Here is an 18,729-nt window from a genome sequence, read left to right as displayed (position 1 = left end):
CGTCGTCACGTTGGTGGGGAAAGCGGCGGGCGGGGTTGGCCGCCCGCCGCTGCGGATCAGAACTTCACCGAACCTTGCAGATAAATCGTGCGCGGCTGGCCGATGTACAGACCCTTGTTGTTGTCGTCATAGGCGCGGGTGAAATACTCGTGGTTGAACAGGTTTTTCACGCCGACGCCCAGATTCAGGCCGGCCATTTCCGGGCCGAAATCATAGGCGGCGCGCACGCCCCACAGCATGTAGCCGGGAATGCGGCCGGTGCTGCCGTCGGCGCTTTCCGCCACGGTGTTGGCGTTGTCGGCGAACTGGCTGGACTGGAACTCGCCGTTAAGGTTAAACGCCCAGTTGCCCGGCGTGTAGTCCAGCCCCAGCGTGCCTTTATGCTTCGGCGAGAAAGGCACCTGGTTGCCTTTGTAGCCGCCGTCTTCGCGGATGGTGGCGTTGACGTAGGCGTAGCTGGCGTAGGCGGTCAGGTCGTCCAGTTTCGGCGTTAGCTGCGACAGATCGTAACGCAGGCTGCCTTCCAGCCCGGCGTGGCGGGTTTTGCCGCGCGCGGTCACGCTGTCGGTCACCTGGTTGGAGTCATACTGGTTGTTGAAGTTGATCAGGAACAGCCCGATTTCGCCGGTCAGCGCATCGCCGGCGTAGCGGGTGCCCAGCTCCCAGGTGCGCGCCTTCTCCGGTTCAATCTTGCCGCTGTCGACCGCTTTGCCCATCTGGCTGTACTGCACGGTGCCGAAGGAGCCTTCGGTGTTGGCGTACAGGTTCCAGTATTCGTTCAGGTGATACATCACGTTCAACGCCGGCAGCGGCGCGTTATAGCTGACGTCGAGGCGGTTGTTCTTGATGTAGTTGTTCTGATACGACTTGATGTATTCGTAACGCATGCCCGGCGTGAGGGTCCAGTCGCCGATGTCGATGCGATCGTCGATATAGAACGCGTGCGCCTCGGTGCCTGACTGGGTGTCGCGATCGTACGGGCTGGCGGTGGACGGCAGCCTGCCGGTGCTGGCTTTAGTGTAGTAGCGCAGCTCGTGGGTGGATTCGCTGACGTAACGGTAGCCGACGCCGACCTCGTGCGCCGAGTCGCCCCAGCGGAAGCTCTGGCTGTAGCGCGGTTCTACGCCGCGCACCCAGTATTCGCGCGGCGACAGCGTCAGGTTCTTGCCCTGATCCAGATAGCCGCTGCGCAGGGTGTAGGTGTAGAAGCTCTGCACGTCGAACTTGTGCTGCCGATCCGGCTGATACTGGTAGCCGAAGTTCGCCAACTGGCGGCGGCCCCAGAACTTGTCGTACGGGCGCGTCGACTGGAACGGGTTGGCGTTGTAGTCCGCCCGGCTCAGGCCGCCCGGCATCTCCGCTTCGCCTTCGTAGTATTGCAGCAGGCTGTTGAAGGTGTGCACCTCGTTTGGCGCGTAACGGCTTTTCAGCATCACGTCGTCGATCTTGGTTGCGCTGTGCTCGCGCCAGTCGCTGCCGCGGGTGCCGGAGTAGAGCAGCGCCGCGCCGAAGCCGTTGTCGGCGGTGCCGCCGATCATCAGGTTGCCGGTGCCTTTCGGGTGATCCTGGCGCGAGGTCGGGCTGAGTTGCCCCTGCATGCCGGCCGTCATGCCGAAGGTTTTCGGGATGGCGCGGGTGACGAAGTTGACCACGCCGCCGACGCTCTGCGGCCCGTAGCGCACCGCGCCGCCGCCGCGCACCACGTCAATCGCGTCCATATTACCGAGCGAGACCGGCGCCAGCGATAGCTGCGGCTGGCCGTAAGGGGCGAAGGGCACCGGGATGCCGTCCATCAGCACGGTGGAGCGGCTGGCGAGGCGCGGGTTGAGGCCGCGTATGCCGAAGTTCAGCGCCATATCGTGGCTACCGGTGCCGTTGTTTTCCGGCGCCACCACGCCCGGCACGCGGTTCAACGCTTCACGGACGGTGGTGGTGCCGGTTTTGGCGAAGTCTTCGCGGCGCACCACGTCGCGCGCGCCGGGGTGTTCGAACACGTCTGCCTGACGGCCTTCCGCCAGCCAGTCACCGACTACCGTGATGTCCTCTTCCTTCTGCGGCTGCGGCAGTGTGGCCAGCGTGTAACCGTTGTTGCCGAGCGTTTTAACCTGCAGGCCGCTGCCCGCCAGCAGGGCGTTCAGGCCGTCGTCGACACCGTAGCTGCCGTTCAGGCCCGGCGAACGTTTGCCGGCGGTCAGCGTGCCGTCCACCGAGAGCGCGATGCCGGCGCGCGCGGCGAAAGCGTTCAGCGCGCCGTCCAGCTCACCGGCCGGAATGTGATAGGTTGCCGCGGCGCTGGCGGCGCTCACCGTCAGCGCCGCGGCGAAGGCCAGGCCAATGGCCACGGCCAGCGGCGTGGCCCGTTTTCCCCAAGCGTTGTTCATACCTTCTCCTGAATCATTTTTTATTTATTGCTGCAGTGTTTTCCTGGGAGTCGGATGAGCAAGGCAAAAGGGACAATCAAAAATGCGATTTTTTATCATTTTTATTTAAAAAAATTCAGGCGGGGACGATTTGCAGCCAATAGCGGGTAAAGCTTTGCAGACGAACCGGCAGCGTCTGGCTGAGCAGGACGAGGGCGCGATCGGTATCGTTGAGCGGGAAACTGCCGCTGACGCGCAGGCCGGCGACGGCCGGATCGCAGCTCAGGTGGCCGCGCCGGTAGCGCGCCAGTTCGGCGATCACCCGGTCCAGCCGCCACTGGCTGACGCTCAGCACGCCGCGCAGCCAGCCGTCCTCCGCCGCAGCCGATTGCTTGTCGCCGAAGGCCGTGGCGCTGAAGCTAATCTGTTCGCCGGCGTTCACCCGGCGCGTTTGCCGCGCGTCCTGCGCCAGCTGCGCTTCAACCGCATGCTCCAGCACCGTCAGGCGCGTCTCGCCAGCGCTCTCGCGCACCAAAAAGCGGGTGCCGAGCGCGCGCATCGCCCCCTGCGGGCTTTGCACCCACAGCGGCCGGGGGTCGCGTCCGGTAATCAGGCTGATTTCCCCAGCGTGCAAGCGGATCAGCCGTTGACGATCGTCGTAATGCACGTCCACCGCGCTGGCGGTGTTCAGCACCAGCTGGGTGCCGTCGCTTAACACAATGGGTTTGATCTCGCCGGTGGCGGTGCGGTAGTCGGCGCGTAGCTCCCGGCCGAACGGCGACTGGTAAAGGAAGCCGCCGCCGCCCACGCCGAGCAATAACAGCAGGCTTTTCAGCAGGGTGCGGCGATCGATCGCCGATTGACGGCCGGCGCGATCGAGCGCGCGATAGCTGAATTTGCCCGGCACGCCCTGCAGCTGGCTCTGCAACGCTTCGACGCGCTGCCAGGCCCAGCGGTGATCGTCATGCTGCTGGTGCCAGGCTTGCCACTGTTGGCGCTGGCGTTCGGTGACGTGCTCGTCGCACAGCAGCGCATACCAGTGTGCGGCCATTTTCAGCGCCTGGCGCTGCTCGGGGGTGATGGCGTTGCTCATGAATAAACGTCGTTTTCCAGGCTGAACAGCAGGCAATGCTCGGTGGCCTTGGCCATGTATTTTTTAACCGAGCTGACCGACACGCCGAGGCGCGCGGCGATGTCCGCATAGCCCAAACCTTCGAGCTGCGACAACAGAAAGGCCTGTTTTACCTTCGGCCCCAGGCCGTCGAGCATCGCGTCGATCTGCTGCAGGCTGTCCAGCAGGCTCTGGCGCTGCTCCGGCGACGGGGCGTAGCCTTCCGGGATCAGCGCCAGCATCTCCAGATAGGCGCGCTCCAGCGTTCTGCGGCGGAACAGATCGACCATCACCCGTTTGGCGACGGTGACCAGAAAGTCTTTCGGTTCGCGCAGGGTCGCTGCGGCGTCGCTTCTCAGCAGGCGCATAAAGGTGTCCTGCGCCACATCGTCCGCATCGAACGCGCAGCCCAGCCGGCGGTGCAACCATCCCTGCAACCAGGCATGATGGGTGGCGTAAAGGCGCGACAGCGCGGCGTGCGGGGCAGAAGCGGTGGCGGACATGATTTTCGCATTGCTGGTCAAAAAGATGCGCGGATGATAATTGAGAATGGTTATCGTTTCAAGTTTGGCCGTTGTCCTTAGGCCGAGATTCAATCCTCAGGCGCGCTGTTGAAATAAGCCGTGCGCCGTGAAGATATTCGCCTGCCCATTCAAGGTGCAGCGGCGCGATGTTATTTTGGCAGGCAAACGGTTGCTATTAATCTGCCGGCGAAGGCTGAGCGTGGGTCTTATTCTCTTTCGTCGGCCTATGCTTTTAGATTAATTACTAATTAATTGTTTTTATTTGAAAATGTATTTTATCTCCGCCTGTTGGCATGCGGCTTGCTATGCTTAATCCGGTCTTTGCGTTTGGGCAAAAAAGCCTTGTTTCATCGGCGCAGGTTATTTCGCGGGTGAGCTTGGCCGGTCGTCACAAGGAAGAAAATAATGGCACTGCAATTCACCACGGCTATTCGTGGCAATTTTTTTGATATCGCAGCCTGTGTGGAGGCGCCGCAACAGCTTGAGGAACGCCTGCGGCATGTTCCCGACGGTTTGCTGCTGCTGAACGACGGCGTCATCGTCTGGTTCGGCAGCTGGCAGCAGGGCGAGGCGCTGCTGCCGCCGGGCTTCACGGTCACGGAATATCGCGACAAGCTGATCGTGCCGGGATTTATCGATACCCACATCCACTACCCGCAAACCGAAATGATTGGCGCCTATGGCGACCAGCTGCTGGACTGGTTAAACAATTACACCTTCCCGACCGAAAGCCGTTATGACTGTGAGCAGCACACCGAGGCGATGTCGGCCTTCTTTCTGCAGCAGTTGCTGAGTAACGGCACCACCACCGCGCTGGTGTTCGGCACCGTGCATCCACAGTCGGTCGATGCGCTATTCAGCCAGGCGGCAGCGCTGAACATGCGCCTGATCGCCGGCAAGGTGATGATGGATCGCCATGCGCCGGAGGCGCTGCTGGAAACGCCGGCGCAGAGTTATCGCCAGACGCGCGAGCTGATTGAACGCTGGCACGGCAAAGGCCGCCTCGGTTACGCCATTACGCCGCGCTTTGCGCCTACCAGTACGCCGGCGCTGCTGGCGCAGGTGCAGCGGCTGCGCGAAGAGTATCCCGACGTTTGGCTGCAGACGCACCTGAGCGAGAACCCGCAGGAAGTGGCCTGGGTAAAAGCGCTGTTCCCGCAACACCGCAGCTATCTGGATGTTTACCACCGCTACGGCATGACCGGCGAGAAAAGCGTGTTCGCCCACTGCCTGCACCTGGAGGAGCAGGAGTGGGACTGCCTGTGCGATACCCGCTCGGCGATCGCCTTTTGTCCCACCTCCAACCTGTTTCTCGGCAGCGGGCTGTTTGACCTGCAGCAGGCCTGGCGCAAGCGGGTGAAGCTCGGCATCGGCACCGACGTGGGGGCCGGCACCACCTTCAATATGCTGCGCACGTTAGGCGAGGCGTACAAGGTCGGCCAGCTGCAGCATTACCGGCTCTCCGCCGTAGAAGCGTTCTACCACGCCACCCTGGGCGGCGCCCGCGCGCTGGCGCTGGACGACAAAATCGGCAACTTCAACGTCGGTAAAGAGGCGGACTTCGTGGTGCTCGATCCGGCGGTCACGCCACTGCAGCAGTTGCGTCATGCCAACAGCGCCACGCTGATGGAGCAAGGGTTTGTGCTGATGACCCTGGGGGACGATCGCAATATTTATCGCACCTATGTGGACGGCAAGGTGGTTTATGAGGCGGTGAGGTCAGACTGATTTCATTCGCGGCGTTGGCGCAAAGGCATGTCGGAATACGCCGACACCGCGTGGCGGCAATTTCAATGATAAGGAAGTGAAAGCCTTGATAACGTTATTGCTGCACGCCTTATGGATGAAAAATAGACAATCAAGGGTAGCGCATGATTATTTATTGCACATGATGAGAGGTAGAATAAATAGGGTTATTTGATTAGGAGGCTCTTTATTGGTTTTTTATCGATATGCATAGTGATATACGGCTATGTGGCTGGATAAGTGCGTAAAAAACATTGCATTTCTTCGGGACGCCCGATATCATAATGAGAATAATTATCCTTACGATATCGCTAATTAAAAACAACAGGCCTGTTTTAATCTCTGTTGCTGCTTTTTCGATATGCTTCTGCATTTTACGAGCCAAGGCTGGCGCGAATTTTATTTCTGGAAAGGGATTTCATGCGTGATTTGTTTCGACAGGAAGCCACGGATCATCAGCGGGCGAAATGGGCGGGTAAGGCCTTATTGATAAACGGCTTGCCCGCCTGGTGTTTTGGTCTTTTATCGTTTTTATTTATTCTTGTTTTCCTCTCTTTTCTTATATTCAGTCATTATACACGCCGCATTAATGTTTATGGTGAAATCACCACCTTCCCCCGCTCAGTCAACGTGTTTGCGCCCCAACAGGGTTTTATCTCGGAACGCTTCGTCGAAGTGGGGGATGCGGTTAAAAAAGGCCAGCGTCTTTATCAGATTGATGTCAGCCGAGTGACGGATAACGGGAAAGTGAGCGCCAATACGCGCCTGGCGCTTGAAAACCAGTTAAAACACGTCGACAGCATCATTCTTAAGTTGCAAGACAACAAGCGCATGACGCTGGAAAATCTACGCGCGCAAAAAAAACAGTATGAATTGGCGCACATGCAGTCCAAACAGCTGTTGGATAACGCGCGGGAAGGGGTGGCATTTGCTCAGGACAACATGCGTTCCTATAAGGAATATCAACAGCGCGGTCTGATTACCAAAGATCAGCTTAGCGGACAAACCTATTCGTTTTATCAACAACAAAGCCTGTTTCAAAACCTGCATAGTCAACATATTCAGGAATCACTGCAAATTACGAATTTGGAAAGTGACATCGTTACGCGCGCGGCGGATTTCGATAACCAAATTTCGCAGTACGAGTTTCAGCGCAATGATTTGCAACGGCAGTTAGCGGAAGCCGATGCCAGCGGCGCATTGATCGTGAACGCCCCGAGCGATGGCCGTATTGAGTCTCTCAGCGTTACGCCGGGTCAGATGGTCAATAGCGGTGACAGCTTGGTACAGATTATTCCACGTAATGGCGCGATTTATCAGCTAGTTTTATGGTTGCCGAACACCAGTGTGCCCTATGTTTCAGCAGGGGACGGCATTAACATTCGCTATGACGCTTTCCCTTATGAGAAGTTCGGCCAGTTTCCCGGCAGGATAGAAAGCATTGCTTATGTACCGGCCTCCATTCAAGAAATGTCAACTTACAGCAGTTCTCCCGTGCATCAGCCCAGCGTGCAAACGGCATCTTTTTACAAGGTGACCGTTTCCCTGGATGAAACGCATATCAGTTACCAGGGCAAAGCGTTGCAGCTCACTAACGGCATGCGGGCCCAATCCACGCTGTTTTTGGAAAAAAGACCTTTATATCAATGGATGTTCTCACCTTTCTACGATATGAAAAACAGCCTGATGGGGCCAATCAATGACTGAATCGTATTTAGACGCGCTAAAGGGCAAACTCAATTTGTCGCTGCGCCGCAAAGTGCCGCAGATCCTGCAAACTGAAGCCTCGGAATGCGGGCTGGCCAGTTTAGCGATGGTATGCCATTACCATGGTTTGCAAATCGATCTGTTTAATCTGCGCAGCCGCTACGGCTTTTCTTCACGCGGGGCAACGCTGTCCGCATTGATTGACATCGCGAGCGCACTGAAACTGCAATCCAGAGCGTTATCGTTGAATATCGATGAGCTTAAAGCGTTGAAAATGCCCTGTATTCTGCATTGGGACATGAAGCATTTCGTGGTGCTTGTCAGTGTCAGCCGAGGGCGGGCGGTGATCCATGATCCTGCTTTTGGCCGTAAAGTGCTGGGGTTGCATGAACTGTCGCGGCATTTTACTGGCGTAGCGCTTGAGCTATGGCCAGACAGTGAATTTCAGCCGATCAAACAGCAAAGCAGATTGCGTTTTCGCAAGCTGATGAGCAATGTGCGCGGCCTCAAGGGGGCCTTGCTAAAGATCTTCTGCCTGTCGATCGTAATTGAAGCGGTTAATCTGCTGTTGCCCGTCGGTACGCAGTTGGTCATGGATCATGTGATTTTGGCCGGCGATCATGATCTTTTGGCGCTGATATGTATAGGATTGCTGTTCTTTATTTTATTCCGCACCGGCGTTTCCATGTTGCGCTCGTGGATCTCTATCGTCATGGGCGCGTTGATAGACGTGCAATGGAAGGCAGGCGTGTTTGATCATCTGATGAAATTGCCGCTTTCCTTCTTTGAGAAGCGCAAGTTGGGTGATATTCAATCCCGTTTCGGCTCATTGGATACGATAAGAGCGACTTTCACTACCAGCATCGTCAGCAGCATTATTGATGGCATCATGTCTGTAGGTGTATTTATCATGATGTTGCTCTATGGCGGCTGGTTAGTTTGGGTGGTGCTCGGCTTTACGGCGATATACGTCATTCTCAGGCTGTCGACTTATCAACATTATCGGCAGCTGTCGGAAGAGCAGTTGGTGAAGGGCGCGCGGGCAGGGTCGCATTTCATGGAGACGTTATATAGCGTCAGTACGTTAAAGGCGTTGGGGTTATCTGAAACCCGTTCGCAGTATTGGCTGAATCTAAACGTAGAAACGATCAATGCCGGTATCAAGCTGACCAAGTTAAACATGATGTTTGGCGGGTTGGGGGCGTTTATTGCCACCTGTGATCAGGTGATCATCCTTTGGCTCGGCGCGGCATTGGTCATAGACAATCAAATGACGATCGGGATGTTTATCGCGTTTAACGCCTACCGTGGTCAGTTCTCGGAGCGTGCCAGCAGCCTGATTGACATGATGCTTCAGCTGCGAATGCTAAGTTTGCATAATGAAAGGGTGGCTGACATTGTGCTGTCGTCACCGGAACCGCAAATGCCCGCGCGTCAGCTGTTCACAAAAGGCAACGCCGCAGAGCTTCAGGTGCGGAATTTGCGCTACCAGTATGATCGTTTGGCGAAACCCATTATCGCGGATTTGAATCTCAGCATTGCGGCGGGAGAAAGCGTGGCGATTGTCGGTCCCTCCGGCGTGGGTAAAACCACGTTGATGAAGTTAATGTGTGGGCTGCTGTCTCCAGATGAAGGGACCGTGTTGGTCGACGGTATGGATATCAGCAACATTGGCGTAAATAATTATCGCCAATGTATCGCTTGCGTGCTGCAGGATGACAAGCTGCTGGCGGGATCTATCGCTGAAAATATTTCAGGATTTGACGCCGAAATGGATCTGAAACGTATTGAGGCGTGCGCACAGCGTTGCAATATGCATGATGATATTCAAAACATGCCGATGGGCTACGAAACATTGATCGGCGAGTTGGGGGGAAGCCTTTCTGGCGGGCAGAAACAGCGTTTATTGATAGCCCGCGCGCTCTATCGTCGCCCCAGCATTCTGTTTATGGACGAAGCGACCAGCCACCTGGATCTCGATAATGAAACACATATTAACCGCGCTATTTCACAACTGAACATTACCCGCGTGATTATTGCACACCGTCCATCGACGATTGCCTCTGCGGATAGAGTCATTCGACTCGGATAACGCCAGCGTCGCTTTACCTGTCTTTTTCACCTCGACATTTTCGCTACGCCAAACGCGCAGCTCACCCTGTGGTGTGAGCCCATGACAAAAAGGGTTATCACAATGATAACCCTGGCATGAAGTGATGTTTAGACGCTGAAGCCAGCGTTAACCGCTGAGGTCAGCCGCGAGACTTGCAGAGCCTCGATCAGTTCGAATCGGTATTGTTGTTGTTTCCCCACATGGTACCGCCGCCGTTACTCCCGCCCCAGGGAATGCCTGATGGGCCAATAGAGCCGGGAGCGCGATCGCCGGTGACATAGTTCCCGACAGCACCGCCGACAATGGTGCCGACAACGCCGCCTGCGACGCCGCCGATAGAACCGATGCCACCGCCGATCGCTGCGCCGACAGTTTCTGCGGAAACCGTCAATGTACCGCTGCGATCTCCTGCACCGGAAATGATTGAACATTCTTCAGAGGTAAGATTGCGCATATTTTTTCCTTAATCATTAAATTTTAAAATAAGCCACATTCATCATGCCGAGCGTTGCCCGCGATCGCTATTGAGCAATTTATGCGTGACGATAACGGCAAAGGCGATAAGAGCGTATTTCAAGAAACGATTGAGGGTGAAATAATCCGCAATCGTGCCAGCAATAAGCCCAATTAAAATGGCGAACAAGATAATGAGTAACTTTTTCATATGATAAACACGAATCTTCCGACATTAGTTACTGTCGGCAGGATTATTCGTCGATGTTTGTTTATTGCCACCTAACATGGATTCCACCATTTTGCCAGCGGTATAGGCGGCACCACCGATAACGGCACCGGCAACAGCGCCTGGGCCGGCACCGACACCGCCGGCCATGGCGCCGGTCATCGCGCCACCAACCGCGCCGGCAGCGACGGCCCCGCCCAATTCCGCATAGCTGAAATCCCCAGCGGCCGCGATAAAGTTAACTTCATTAATTGTAAGCTCTCTCATAACTACTTCCTTATATTATTGGTGTTTGTTTTTTGCAGTTTTCCGATACCAGAAAAATGCCACTAGCAAGGTTGAAAAGATAAAGGATTGAATGATTGTGCTGGTAAACCTCCTGTCTTCGGTAAAAAATAACGAATAAAAAATGTCCATGAATGTATAGTAAAAACAGAACAAAAAAATCCAACTGCTGGGTAATTTCATCAGTGCCTCGATAGATTTGATGGGATATGGGAATTTTCTCGCATTAATATCATGATGTTGACAACGAGCGGAGCAGCCGCGTTAGCGCTTCAAGAAGTTGAGCGTTGTTTAAAATGCTGTAATGCGTTTCTGCACAATAGGTGAGTTGAACGCCATGTGAGGATTGCCTCTCCCAGCGTTGTGCAAGATTGGGCTGTTTACGCTGACGTTGCTGGCTGAGCCAAAGCGTAAGCGGTATCGCTATCTGCGGCAAAGGACCGGCGTTATTCGTCAGTTCAAACGATTTTTTCAGCGCCCAACAAAAGGCTTCGGCATGTTCCAGCGTGATCTTCTCCGCAAGCACGCTCTGATTCAGCGCATAGTGCATTTTTATCTCGTTGGCGAAGCTGTCTATCGCATTCGTTGCTTGATGCCGACACAAATGTCGCGCAATACCGAGAGAGTCGAACAGACTGAGGTAACTTTGCGCCACGCTGAAACGTCGATTCACTGAGGGTTGCCGGGCGGGCAAACCGCTGTCGACAACCACCACATGCGCAAAAGGCGCGCCTTGTTCCGTCGCCTGCGCCGCTATATGGACAGCTAATTGGCCGCCCAATGACCAGCCGGCGATAACGGCAGTGTCGCGTTTGGCACGCGGTATGGCCGCCAAATGAGAGGCGGCCAATCGCTGCAGGGTGAGTGTGTCGTCTGCACCTGGCGCGGCCAATCCCGGACTGGCGATGGTGATGATGTTGGCGCAGGCGCAAAGCTGTTTTGTCCACTTTGCATATTGATGCACCTGACCACCGGCACCATGCACCAAATACAAGGTGGGCAGGGAGGAGCGATCGGCTGCGCCGGACAGCATCGATAACGGCAGGGGTGCGCTATCGCGCAGACGCTCGGCAAGTTTATCGAGCTGTGAGTAGCCAAGGATTTCCGCCAGGGTTAATTCCACATTAAGGGCGCGCTTGATGTTGCCCAAAAGCGTGATGCCGGAAAGCGAGCTGCCGCCATTGCTGAAGAAACTGGCATGTGGGTCGATCTTGTCTGGAGTACAGCCTAACGTATCCGCCAACAGCTCTCGTAGCAGCATGAGCTCCGCGGATGCGGCTGGCGCAGCCGCATCGCTGGCCTGACTCCGCTCGGTTCCTGGCGATAGCAAGGTGCGATCCAATTTGCCGTTGCGTGAAAGCGGGAAACGTTCAATGAGATGATATCGGGATGGCGCCATATACGCGGGCAATACGGCCGTAACCTCTTCGCGTATTCTTCGCTCCGCCTGGACGCTGGCTTTCCCCGCCTCGGTCAATGTGATATAGGCTTCCAGATACGGTGTGCCGTTCCCGGTTTCATCGCGACAGAGGACACATGCTTCAGCGACCAGTTTGCTGCTTTTGAGTGCGAATTCGACGTCACCCAATTCGACGCGAAAACCTTGCAGTTTCACCTGTTGGTCTTCGCGGCCGAGAAACTCGATATAACCGCTGCGGTGCCAACGGCCGCGATCGCCGGTGCGGTACACGCGTTCACCGGTAGTTGGGAAAAGAACAAAGCTGCCGGCGGTGGTTTGCCTATCCCGCCAATACTCGCGGGCAACGCCAACGCCGCCGATATAAATGTCGCCGGTAACGCCGAAACCGCACGGCTCAAGTTTTTCATTCAACACCCACATGCTCTGATTCGGCAATGCGGTTCCATAGGGGATGGCGTTTCTGTAGTGCGTATCCCGTGTAACTGGATGATAAATTGACCATATTGCCCCTTCGGTGGCACCACCAAGACTGGTGATGGTGGCGTTGGGGCAAAGCTGATGTGCCTGGGCGATCAGCCGCGGAGAGATACGATCGCCGCTCAGCCAAATATGCCGCAGTTGAGGCAGCGACAGGATGTTTTCTTGTGCACAATATTGCACCAGCATTTGCAAGATGGCGGGAACCGAGTTCCAGATGCTGATTTGCCGCTGGCGTATCGCATGTAGCCATGCTGACGGCTCTTTAGCGTGGTGCGGCGATAACACCGTTACCGATGCGCCGGCTAGCCAACTGCCGAACAGGTCATAGACCGATAAATCGAAGGCCAGGTCGGCGAGAGCCAATACGTTGTCACGATGAGAGACGTTAAACAGTCGGTTCATGGTCAGTAGGGTGTTGGTGACGGCGCCGTGTTCCATAGCCACGCCTTTTGGCGTGCCGGTCGTCCCCGACGTATAAATAACATACGCGAGCGCTTCTGCTTCGCCTGGCGGGAAGGGCGCTGTGCCTGTGACATGGCGGGAAAACAGCGCCTCCAGATCCTGAACGCGGGTTGTCTGCGGATAGCGGGCGCGATGGTGAGCCAGGTTGCTCAAAACCCAGGCGCAACCCGATATTCGCATAATGGCCGCTACGCGGGCATCCGGCAATCCTTCGGCCAACGGCAAGTAGGCGCGTCCGGCGAGGATCACGCCGAGCGCCGCAATAGCTTGATGAGCGCCGCGTGGAAGATCGATGGCGATGAGTGCGCCTGGGGCGGTATGGGCTATCAGCCAATGCGCCACGAGGCCGGCGTGGCGCAATAGCCGATCGTAATGCCACACCTGGTCGCCCTCGAACAACGCCGGGCGATCCGTATGCTGGTGGGCAGCGCGTAACAGCCGATCAGAAAGAGGTTGCCGCAAGCATGCTGGCATCGCCTGCCCGACGGAGAGCTGTCGCAATTGCCGGTTATCGGCCATTGGCGCCAGCGAATAGTGGTCGACGGCCCGCGAAGGATCACTGGCAATTTGCTGCAACAGCAATGCGTAAGCTTGCGCCAATCCGTTAATGCGCTCCGGCGTAAACAGCTTGGCGTTGTATTGCCACTCCAACAGAATGCCCTCTGCGCCGGAAATCACTTCCAGCACCAAATCAAACTTGGGCGGCGCATAGCGTCTCGGCAGGGTGTTAACCTGTGCACGGCCAACATTCAGTTCGTTGCTTTTGCGATGTTGGCAGACGAACATGATTTGAAAAATGGGGTGGAACTTGCCGCGCGTGGGCTTGAGTTGTTCAACCAGGTAAGAGAAGGGCAACCCCTGATGTTTGAAGGCGCGCGCAAATTTATTCGCGTTCTTCTGCAGCAGCGTGGTGAAACTGTCGTCGCCAGTGACGCGAAATTGGTGAGCGACCGTGTTGACGAAGCTGCCCACGGCGCTGTTTAACGTCGGCTCGTTCCTGTTGGCGATCGGGCTGCCGATGACCACGCGATCCGTCGCCGATGCTCTGGCAATCAGTAAGGCGAAGGCGGAGTGCAACAGCGTAAACAGCGTCGTACCGTTATGTTTGGCTAACTGAGTCAGCACTGGCTGCAGTTCGTCCGCCAGCGATGTTCTGACGATATTCTGCGTTTTGCCTGCCTCCGTGATGGCGATATCGTATTCAAGCGCGTGTTTTTCCGGCGCACCATCCAGTTCATCGCGCCAAAATGCCAGGCTGTCATCGACATTGGCGACGGCGAGGAAAGGATCCTCAAGAAACCGGAAAAAAGCCTGACCGTTGTCATAATGGCAATGCGCTTCGTGCGCTTGATAATCACGGCTCAGTTCATCCACCAGCAAATTGGCCGTCCAGCCGTCGACCACGCAATGGTGAAAGGTCAAGAAGAGATAGTGGTGCTGCGCGCTCTTTCTCAAGATTCGGCAGCGCAGGGGATACTCAGCACCGAGGTCAAACGGCATCGTACACTGGGCGTTAAGCGCCGCCAGTATACTTTCTTGCTGCTCTTCACTATTCAGACCGCTGATGTCCTCGAGGCAGTGTTCGAAAATGGTTTCATCAGGATGCGCAATGTCAACGGTGATGGTTTCACCGTCGAGCCGGTAGCGACCGCAAAGCGCGCCGTGTCGCTTGAGCAGTTTTTTCAGCGCGGCGAGCAAACGCGCGGGTTCAAAGTCCCCCAGAATCTCTTTGGCGATTGGAATGTTATACAGCGGGCTGTTCTTGGTGAAGTTTTCATACAGCCACAGGTATTGCCCCGCGTAGTGATTGACGGTGTAACACGGCTTCTCCCCGGTGTGTCGCTCTGAATTATCTGGCGCGCAGACAGATAAAAAGGCGATGATGTCTTCCTGCACCGTACGGAGTACGGCGGCGTCGACATGCTCGATGGTTTGGCGGCGAGGCGACAGCTCGCCGAATGTTGCTCCCTGTTTCGCCAGTTCCATCAGATTGATCAGGCCGATGACGCTCATCAGTGCACTCCTTCCATGTTGACGTTGATAGCTTTCCCTGTTCGACCGCTTTTATTCGGGCGTTTGTCGCTGTGGGCGGAAATCAGATTCAGCCAATGTGACAAGCTACACAACTGCACTCCCGGGTTTCTCCGCTGCGCCATTGTGAAGGCGGCGCGATGATCGATGTTGTCACCATCTTCGAAACCGAAGATCTTCAGTATGCAACCGTTCAATCGCTCATTGGCCGTATCGAACCGGATGTGCGGGAAATAGCCAAGCCGTGCAGAAAGGGTTATCAACTCAGTAACGCCGGCGTCGACGGCTTGCTGGCGCGAATTGACTTTATGCAGCAACAGCAGCCGCTCATGCCGAAAATCGTGCAACAGGCCTTGCGTGAGATTGGCGCCGCCTACCGTATCATGCATAAATATCATGTAGTTAACTCGGTCCGGCAGGGAATGCAGCAGGGCCGAAAGCGCGTCGAGCCAAGGTGCATATTGCGTGGCTTCGTTCGGTACGTTGAATATGATCGCGTTCAGCGGCCAATCAGCATGCAACGGCAGCGCCTGCGGCGACAGAATGTCCACACCGTGCTTGTCAGCGAGGGCGGCTAACAAAAGCCGTTCATCTGCGCCTTCGGGAGATTGAATAAACAGCCGGTTGCTGGTCGGCGCCTCGGTTGATAGACAGCGGCCGATAGCGCAACGGATGTCCAGATGCTGCTGATCCAGGCCGTAGCGTGCATGGGCCAATTGCGTTAGGTGTCGGCAAAAATCGGCAAGTCTTGGATGTTCAAAAATGTCGCTCAGGTTCAGATCCAACTGGCAGTGTGCGTTAAGCGCGTTAATGATTTTTATAGCCTGAAGGGAGTCGCCGCCGAGCGTGAAGAAGTCGCCATCGTCACTGCCCAGCGTCGCCAGCCAAACCTCATGCACCAGGGTGTTGAAGGTCGTCGAACGTAATTCCCGTGTGGGTTCGGGCATCCGGGATTGCCTTTCCAGGGTGTGATAATCAATCTTGCCGTTAGCCAGTTTGGCCAGCGGCGTTAGATGATGCACGAAGCGCTGAGGAATATGAGCATTGGGCAATGCGCCATACAGTGTGCGGCGCATTGCCTCACTGAGTGGCTGCCGGCTGTGATAATGCGCGTAAAGTTCCGTTCCCGCATCGCCGCTTTTGGCCAGCACGGCAATCTCGATAATTGAGGGCAACCGGGCCAGACAACTTTCTATTTCACCCATATTGACGCGCTGCCCGGCGATTTTCGCTTCACGTATTTTGCGCCCAAGGAACACCAACTGCCCATCTTGAAGCTGGCAGGCGATATCGCCGGTGCGAAAGGCGGGCATGAGATGGCCGTTGACCTCAAAGGTGACGAACTTTTCCGCGCTCAGCGTTGGCTGATGCAAATAGCCCAGGCCGACGGTAGCCCCGACGATCAGTAATTCGCCACTGCAGCCGAGCGGCAACAGCCTGAGATCCTCGCCGACGATTGCCGTGTATATACCGTCCAGCGGTGTGCCTATCGTCACCGCGGCGCCATCGTTTTTGATCTCCGCGGCCGTCGCCACCACGGTTGTCTCGGTTGGGCCATAAGAGTTGAATAACTTTATGCCTTTGGGATAGCGCGCGAACCAGCGTTCTTTGGCACGCGGTGAAAGGTTTTCACCGCCGATGATGACGGTAGTGACGGTCGGCGGCAGTGTCTGTTCACCGCCGGAGGCGAACAGCATCTCATTAAAGTAGGCGGTCGGCAGATCCAACAGGCTGATTTGATGGTCGGCGCAGAATGTGAATAACGCGGCAAAGTTATGCTTGACGGTCTCGGGGGCGATACACAGGTGGGCGCCGGCACCCAGCGTCATGAAAATTTCTTCAATGCAGGCATCGAAATGCAAGGGCGCAAATTGCAACACGCGTTCGTGCGGTTGAATGCCATAGCATTTTATCGCCGCATCGACAAAAACGTTGAGAGCATGTCGGGCTCCTATCACGCCTTTAGGCATTCCTGTCGAGCCGGAGGTAAACATGAGATAGCCGGTTCCGGCCGGGAACGCTGGCGCCTCGGTCGATGTTTGTCGGCGAAACACGGTGAAGCGCGCGAAATCCGTCGGCATATCGAGTGTCGATGCGTGCCAATGCGCCAATGCGTCAGGTTCGGAATGAAAGGAGGGCAGAGTGCGATCGGTAATCAGGATAGCGTCGCTAAACTGTTCAAGCAGCTGATGATGAGACGCTCCATCCCCTTTGGCATTCAGGTTGACGAACGGCATTTTCAATTGCAGCGCAGCAAGCATGCAGATGATGGCTTCCGGCCCTTGCGGCAAGTCGAGCAACAGCACGGTGTGCGCGGCGCGAGCAGGGGTCAGGGCATCGGCCAGTGCATGCCACTGTTGCTGCAGGACGGCATAAGACAGTGTTCTGAGCGGTGACGAAGCGTGTGCAGGCGTGAGGATCGCCGCGCGTTGCGGCGCTTGAATAGCGGCACGTTCGATACGTTGCATTATATCGACCACGTTGTCGTTGGCGGTTTTACCCAGCAGCGAGAGCGAGAAATGTTGTCGCAATGCCGCGACGGAAAGATTTTCCGGATCGTCGTACAGCAAGGCGCACAAGGTTTGTATCCCCCGGCAGTGCCGCACCAGGCTGGCCGTATCGTAAAGCCCTGAATCGGCATCGATCTCCAGCCTAAGCGTTTGGTTATCGAGATCGGGGCGCATATTGAAGACCAGATCCTGCGCGCCTCCTGAGCGTAAATTACGGATTTCGCTGCGCTGCGCGGGAGCAAATGAGGCTGCCGCTTCAAATGGAATGATATTGACCACGATGTTGAACAACGGCGAGCGACTGGCGACGCTCCTCAGACTTTTTATCTCTTCGTAACGAAACGCCTGATGTTTCTTGAGGTGCTTGAGTATGTGTTCAATGGTTTGCGCCAACTGTCGGCATGAGGCGGTGTCCTCAATATCGAGAGTCAAAGGAACCACGTTGGTCTTGCAAGTCAGCGCCTGCCTCGTCAGGGCGTCTGTTCGCGCCATCATTGGTACGCCGATCGTTTGCTGCTTCTTGCCGGTACATAAGTACAAATACGCCATCACCGCTACAAAAGTGCGCGCCAGCCAAGAAGGGTGCCCGGTTTGCAGTGCAAGGCGTTCGGCAGGACAGGGTAACGACGTCACATGGCGGATTGTCTGTCCCGAGGGAATATTGGTGCAGGCTAACGTTATCGGATCTGGCAGTGAGGTGCAGATCGCTTGCCAAAAATCCCTATCAGCTTGATAGGTCGTTGACTGTTTATACTCAGATTCAGCCATGAGCAAAGCATCGATCGTGGGGGCGCCTTGCGGATGCTGCGTCTGATCTCGGTAGGCCTGCGCTACTTGATGGATCAGCAAATAAGTGCCGTAACCATCAAGCAGCAGGTGGTGGCTGCAGAAATACCACAGAAAGCGTTTCTCACCCAGCCTGATGATTTTTTGTCTGAATAACGGCGCAGCGTTCAACGAGAAGGGGCGCTCAGCATCCGCTTCCATTAATTCGATAGCGGAGGCCATACCGTCGGCCTGCTGCGAAAGATCCACCCATTCTACTGAGATGTTGGCGGTGACGGGATATTGATAAGGCGTGCCGTTATCTTCATCAAACAAAACGTGCAGCGTCGGCGTTTGGCTGATGACACGATGAATGGCGCGTTTCATTCTTGCGATATCGAGAGTGTGATTTATTTCGACATATTCCGCGATGTTATAGCCCGATTTGTCATCGCCGATCTTGGTGCCATAGTAAAATCCAACTTGTGAATCCAATAATTGATGCTTGCTCATCGCCTCATCCCTGATAGTTA

General features: G+C 55.9%; 11 protein-coding genes. 3 read left to right on the top strand and 8 right to left on the bottom strand.

Translation table 11 applies throughout. The annotated features are described in order from the left end of the window. Nucleotides 1–56: 56 nt before the first annotated feature. The 3 genes from fecA to fecI form a co-directional block, all read right to left on the bottom strand. Nucleotides 57–2,381: a TonB-dependent Fe(3+) dicitrate receptor FecA gene (gene fecA, locus ACJ8OK_RS06325; RefSeq protein ID WP_261239008.1), complete on the bottom strand. Its 2,325-nt coding sequence runs from the start codon at nucleotides 2,379–2,381 to the stop codon at nucleotides 57–59. A 115-nt stretch (nucleotides 2,382–2,496) separates the two neighbouring features. Next, on the bottom strand, nucleotides 2,497–3,453 hold the full coding sequence (gene fecR, locus ACJ8OK_RS06320) for a ferric citrate uptake sigma factor regulator FecR (protein WP_099032802.1): 957 nt from the start codon (nucleotides 3,451–3,453) through the stop codon (nucleotides 2,497–2,499). Next, the gene (gene fecI, locus ACJ8OK_RS06315) at nucleotides 3,450–3,974 is read right to left on the bottom strand and encodes a ferric citrate uptake sigma factor FecI (RefSeq protein ID WP_099032803.1); all 525 of its coding nucleotides are present in this window, start codon (nucleotides 3,972–3,974) and stop codon (nucleotides 3,450–3,452) included. Before fecI ends, fecR begins: the two co-directional genes overlap by 4 nt. A 426-nt stretch (nucleotides 3,975–4,400) precedes the next feature. Between fecI and guaD the strand changes: the two genes are divergently transcribed. The 3 genes from guaD (at nucleotide 4,401) to ACJ8OK_RS06300 (ending at nucleotide 9,540) form a co-directional block, all read left to right on the top strand. Continuing rightward, the gene (gene guaD, locus ACJ8OK_RS06310; protein ID WP_099032804.1) at nucleotides 4,401–5,723 is read left to right on the top strand and encodes a guanine deaminase; all 1,323 of its coding nucleotides are present in this window, start codon (nucleotides 4,401–4,403) and stop codon (nucleotides 5,721–5,723) included. Between the two features lie 438 nt (nucleotides 5,724–6,161). Then, entirely contained in the window at nucleotides 6,162–7,448 is a 1,287-nt protein-coding gene (locus tag ACJ8OK_RS06305; protein ID WP_033633129.1) for an HlyD family secretion protein, read from the top strand. After that, complete coding sequence (locus ACJ8OK_RS06300; protein ID WP_213929609.1) at nucleotides 7,441–9,540, top strand: peptidase domain-containing ABC transporter; 2,100 nt, start codon at nucleotides 7,441–7,443, stop codon at nucleotides 9,538–9,540. Before ACJ8OK_RS06305 ends, ACJ8OK_RS06300 begins: the two co-directional genes overlap by 8 nt. A 187-nt stretch (nucleotides 9,541–9,727) precedes the next feature. Here the strand turns inward: ACJ8OK_RS06300 and ACJ8OK_RS06295 are convergent, their stop codons facing one another. From ACJ8OK_RS06295 to ACJ8OK_RS06275, 5 genes are all read right to left on the bottom strand, one after another. After that, nucleotides 9,728–10,015 carry a hypothetical protein gene (locus ACJ8OK_RS06295; protein ID WP_072010106.1) on the bottom strand — a complete coding sequence of 96 codons (288 nt, stop codon included), beginning with the start codon at nucleotides 10,013–10,015 and terminating at the stop codon, nucleotides 9,728–9,730. Between the two features lie 42 nt (nucleotides 10,016–10,057). Beyond that, the gene (locus ACJ8OK_RS06290; protein ID WP_153303158.1) at nucleotides 10,058–10,225 is read right to left on the bottom strand and encodes a hypothetical protein; all 168 of its coding nucleotides are present in this window, start codon (nucleotides 10,223–10,225) and stop codon (nucleotides 10,058–10,060) included. Between the two features lie 24 nt (nucleotides 10,226–10,249). Then, entirely contained in the window at nucleotides 10,250–10,510 is a 261-nt protein-coding gene (locus ACJ8OK_RS06285; protein WP_016927848.1) for a hypothetical protein, read from the bottom strand. A gap of 250 nt (nucleotides 10,511–10,760) precedes the next feature. Further along, complete coding sequence (locus tag ACJ8OK_RS06280) at nucleotides 10,761–14,903, bottom strand: non-ribosomal peptide synthetase (RefSeq protein ID WP_442530463.1); 4,143 nt, start codon at nucleotides 14,901–14,903, stop codon at nucleotides 10,761–10,763. Continuing rightward, nucleotides 14,903–18,709: an AMP-binding protein gene (locus ACJ8OK_RS06275; protein ID WP_442530462.1), complete on the bottom strand. Its 3,807-nt coding sequence runs from the start codon at nucleotides 18,707–18,709 to the stop codon at nucleotides 14,903–14,905. The genes ACJ8OK_RS06280 and ACJ8OK_RS06275 overlap by 1 nt, the downstream gene beginning before the upstream one ends. Nucleotides 18,710–18,729: the final 20 nt, after the last annotated feature.

This window comes from Serratia sp. CY71090 (assembly GCF_052166845.1).
GTDB lineage: Bacteria > Pseudomonadota > Gammaproteobacteria > Enterobacterales > Enterobacteriaceae > Serratia > Serratia nematodiphila.
Note: the sequence above shows the minus strand (reverse complement) of the source record. Positions and strands in the feature narration are given on the sequence as shown.

Excerpts from the sequence above, each read along its gene's own strand:
- fecA (WP_261239008.1), bottom strand. The coding sequence starts at position 2,381 with ATGAACAACGCTTGGGGAAAACGGGCCACGCCGCTGGCCGTGGCCATT.
- ACJ8OK_RS06285 (WP_016927848.1), bottom strand. The coding sequence starts at position 10,510 with ATGAGAGAGCTTACAATTAATGAAGTTAACTTTATCGCGGCCGCTGGG.
- fecI (WP_099032803.1), bottom strand. The coding sequence starts at position 3,974 with ATGTCCGCCACCGCTTCTGCCCCGCACGCCGCGCTGTCGCGCCTTTAC.
- ACJ8OK_RS06275 (WP_442530462.1), bottom strand. The coding sequence starts at position 18,709 with ATGAGCAAGCATCAATTATTGGATTCACAAGTTGGATTTTACTATGGC.
- guaD (WP_099032804.1), top strand. The coding sequence starts at position 4,401 with ATGGCACTGCAATTCACCACGGCTATTCGTGGCAATTTTTTTGATATC.
- ACJ8OK_RS06290 (WP_153303158.1), bottom strand. The coding sequence starts at position 10,225 with ATGAAAAAGTTACTCATTATCTTGTTCGCCATTTTAATTGGGCTTATT.
- ACJ8OK_RS06305 (WP_033633129.1), top strand. The coding sequence starts at position 6,162 with ATGCGTGATTTGTTTCGACAGGAAGCCACGGATCATCAGCGGGCGAAA.
- ACJ8OK_RS06280 (WP_442530463.1), bottom strand. The coding sequence starts at position 14,903 with ATGAGCGTCATCGGCCTGATCAATCTGATGGAACTGGCGAAACAGGGA.
- ACJ8OK_RS06295 (WP_072010106.1), bottom strand. The coding sequence starts at position 10,015 with ATGCGCAATCTTACCTCTGAAGAATGTTCAATCATTTCCGGTGCAGGA.
- fecR (WP_099032802.1), bottom strand. The coding sequence starts at position 3,453 with ATGAGCAACGCCATCACCCCCGAGCAGCGCCAGGCGCTGAAAATGGCC.
- ACJ8OK_RS06300 (WP_213929609.1), top strand. The coding sequence starts at position 7,441 with ATGACTGAATCGTATTTAGACGCGCTAAAGGGCAAACTCAATTTGTCG.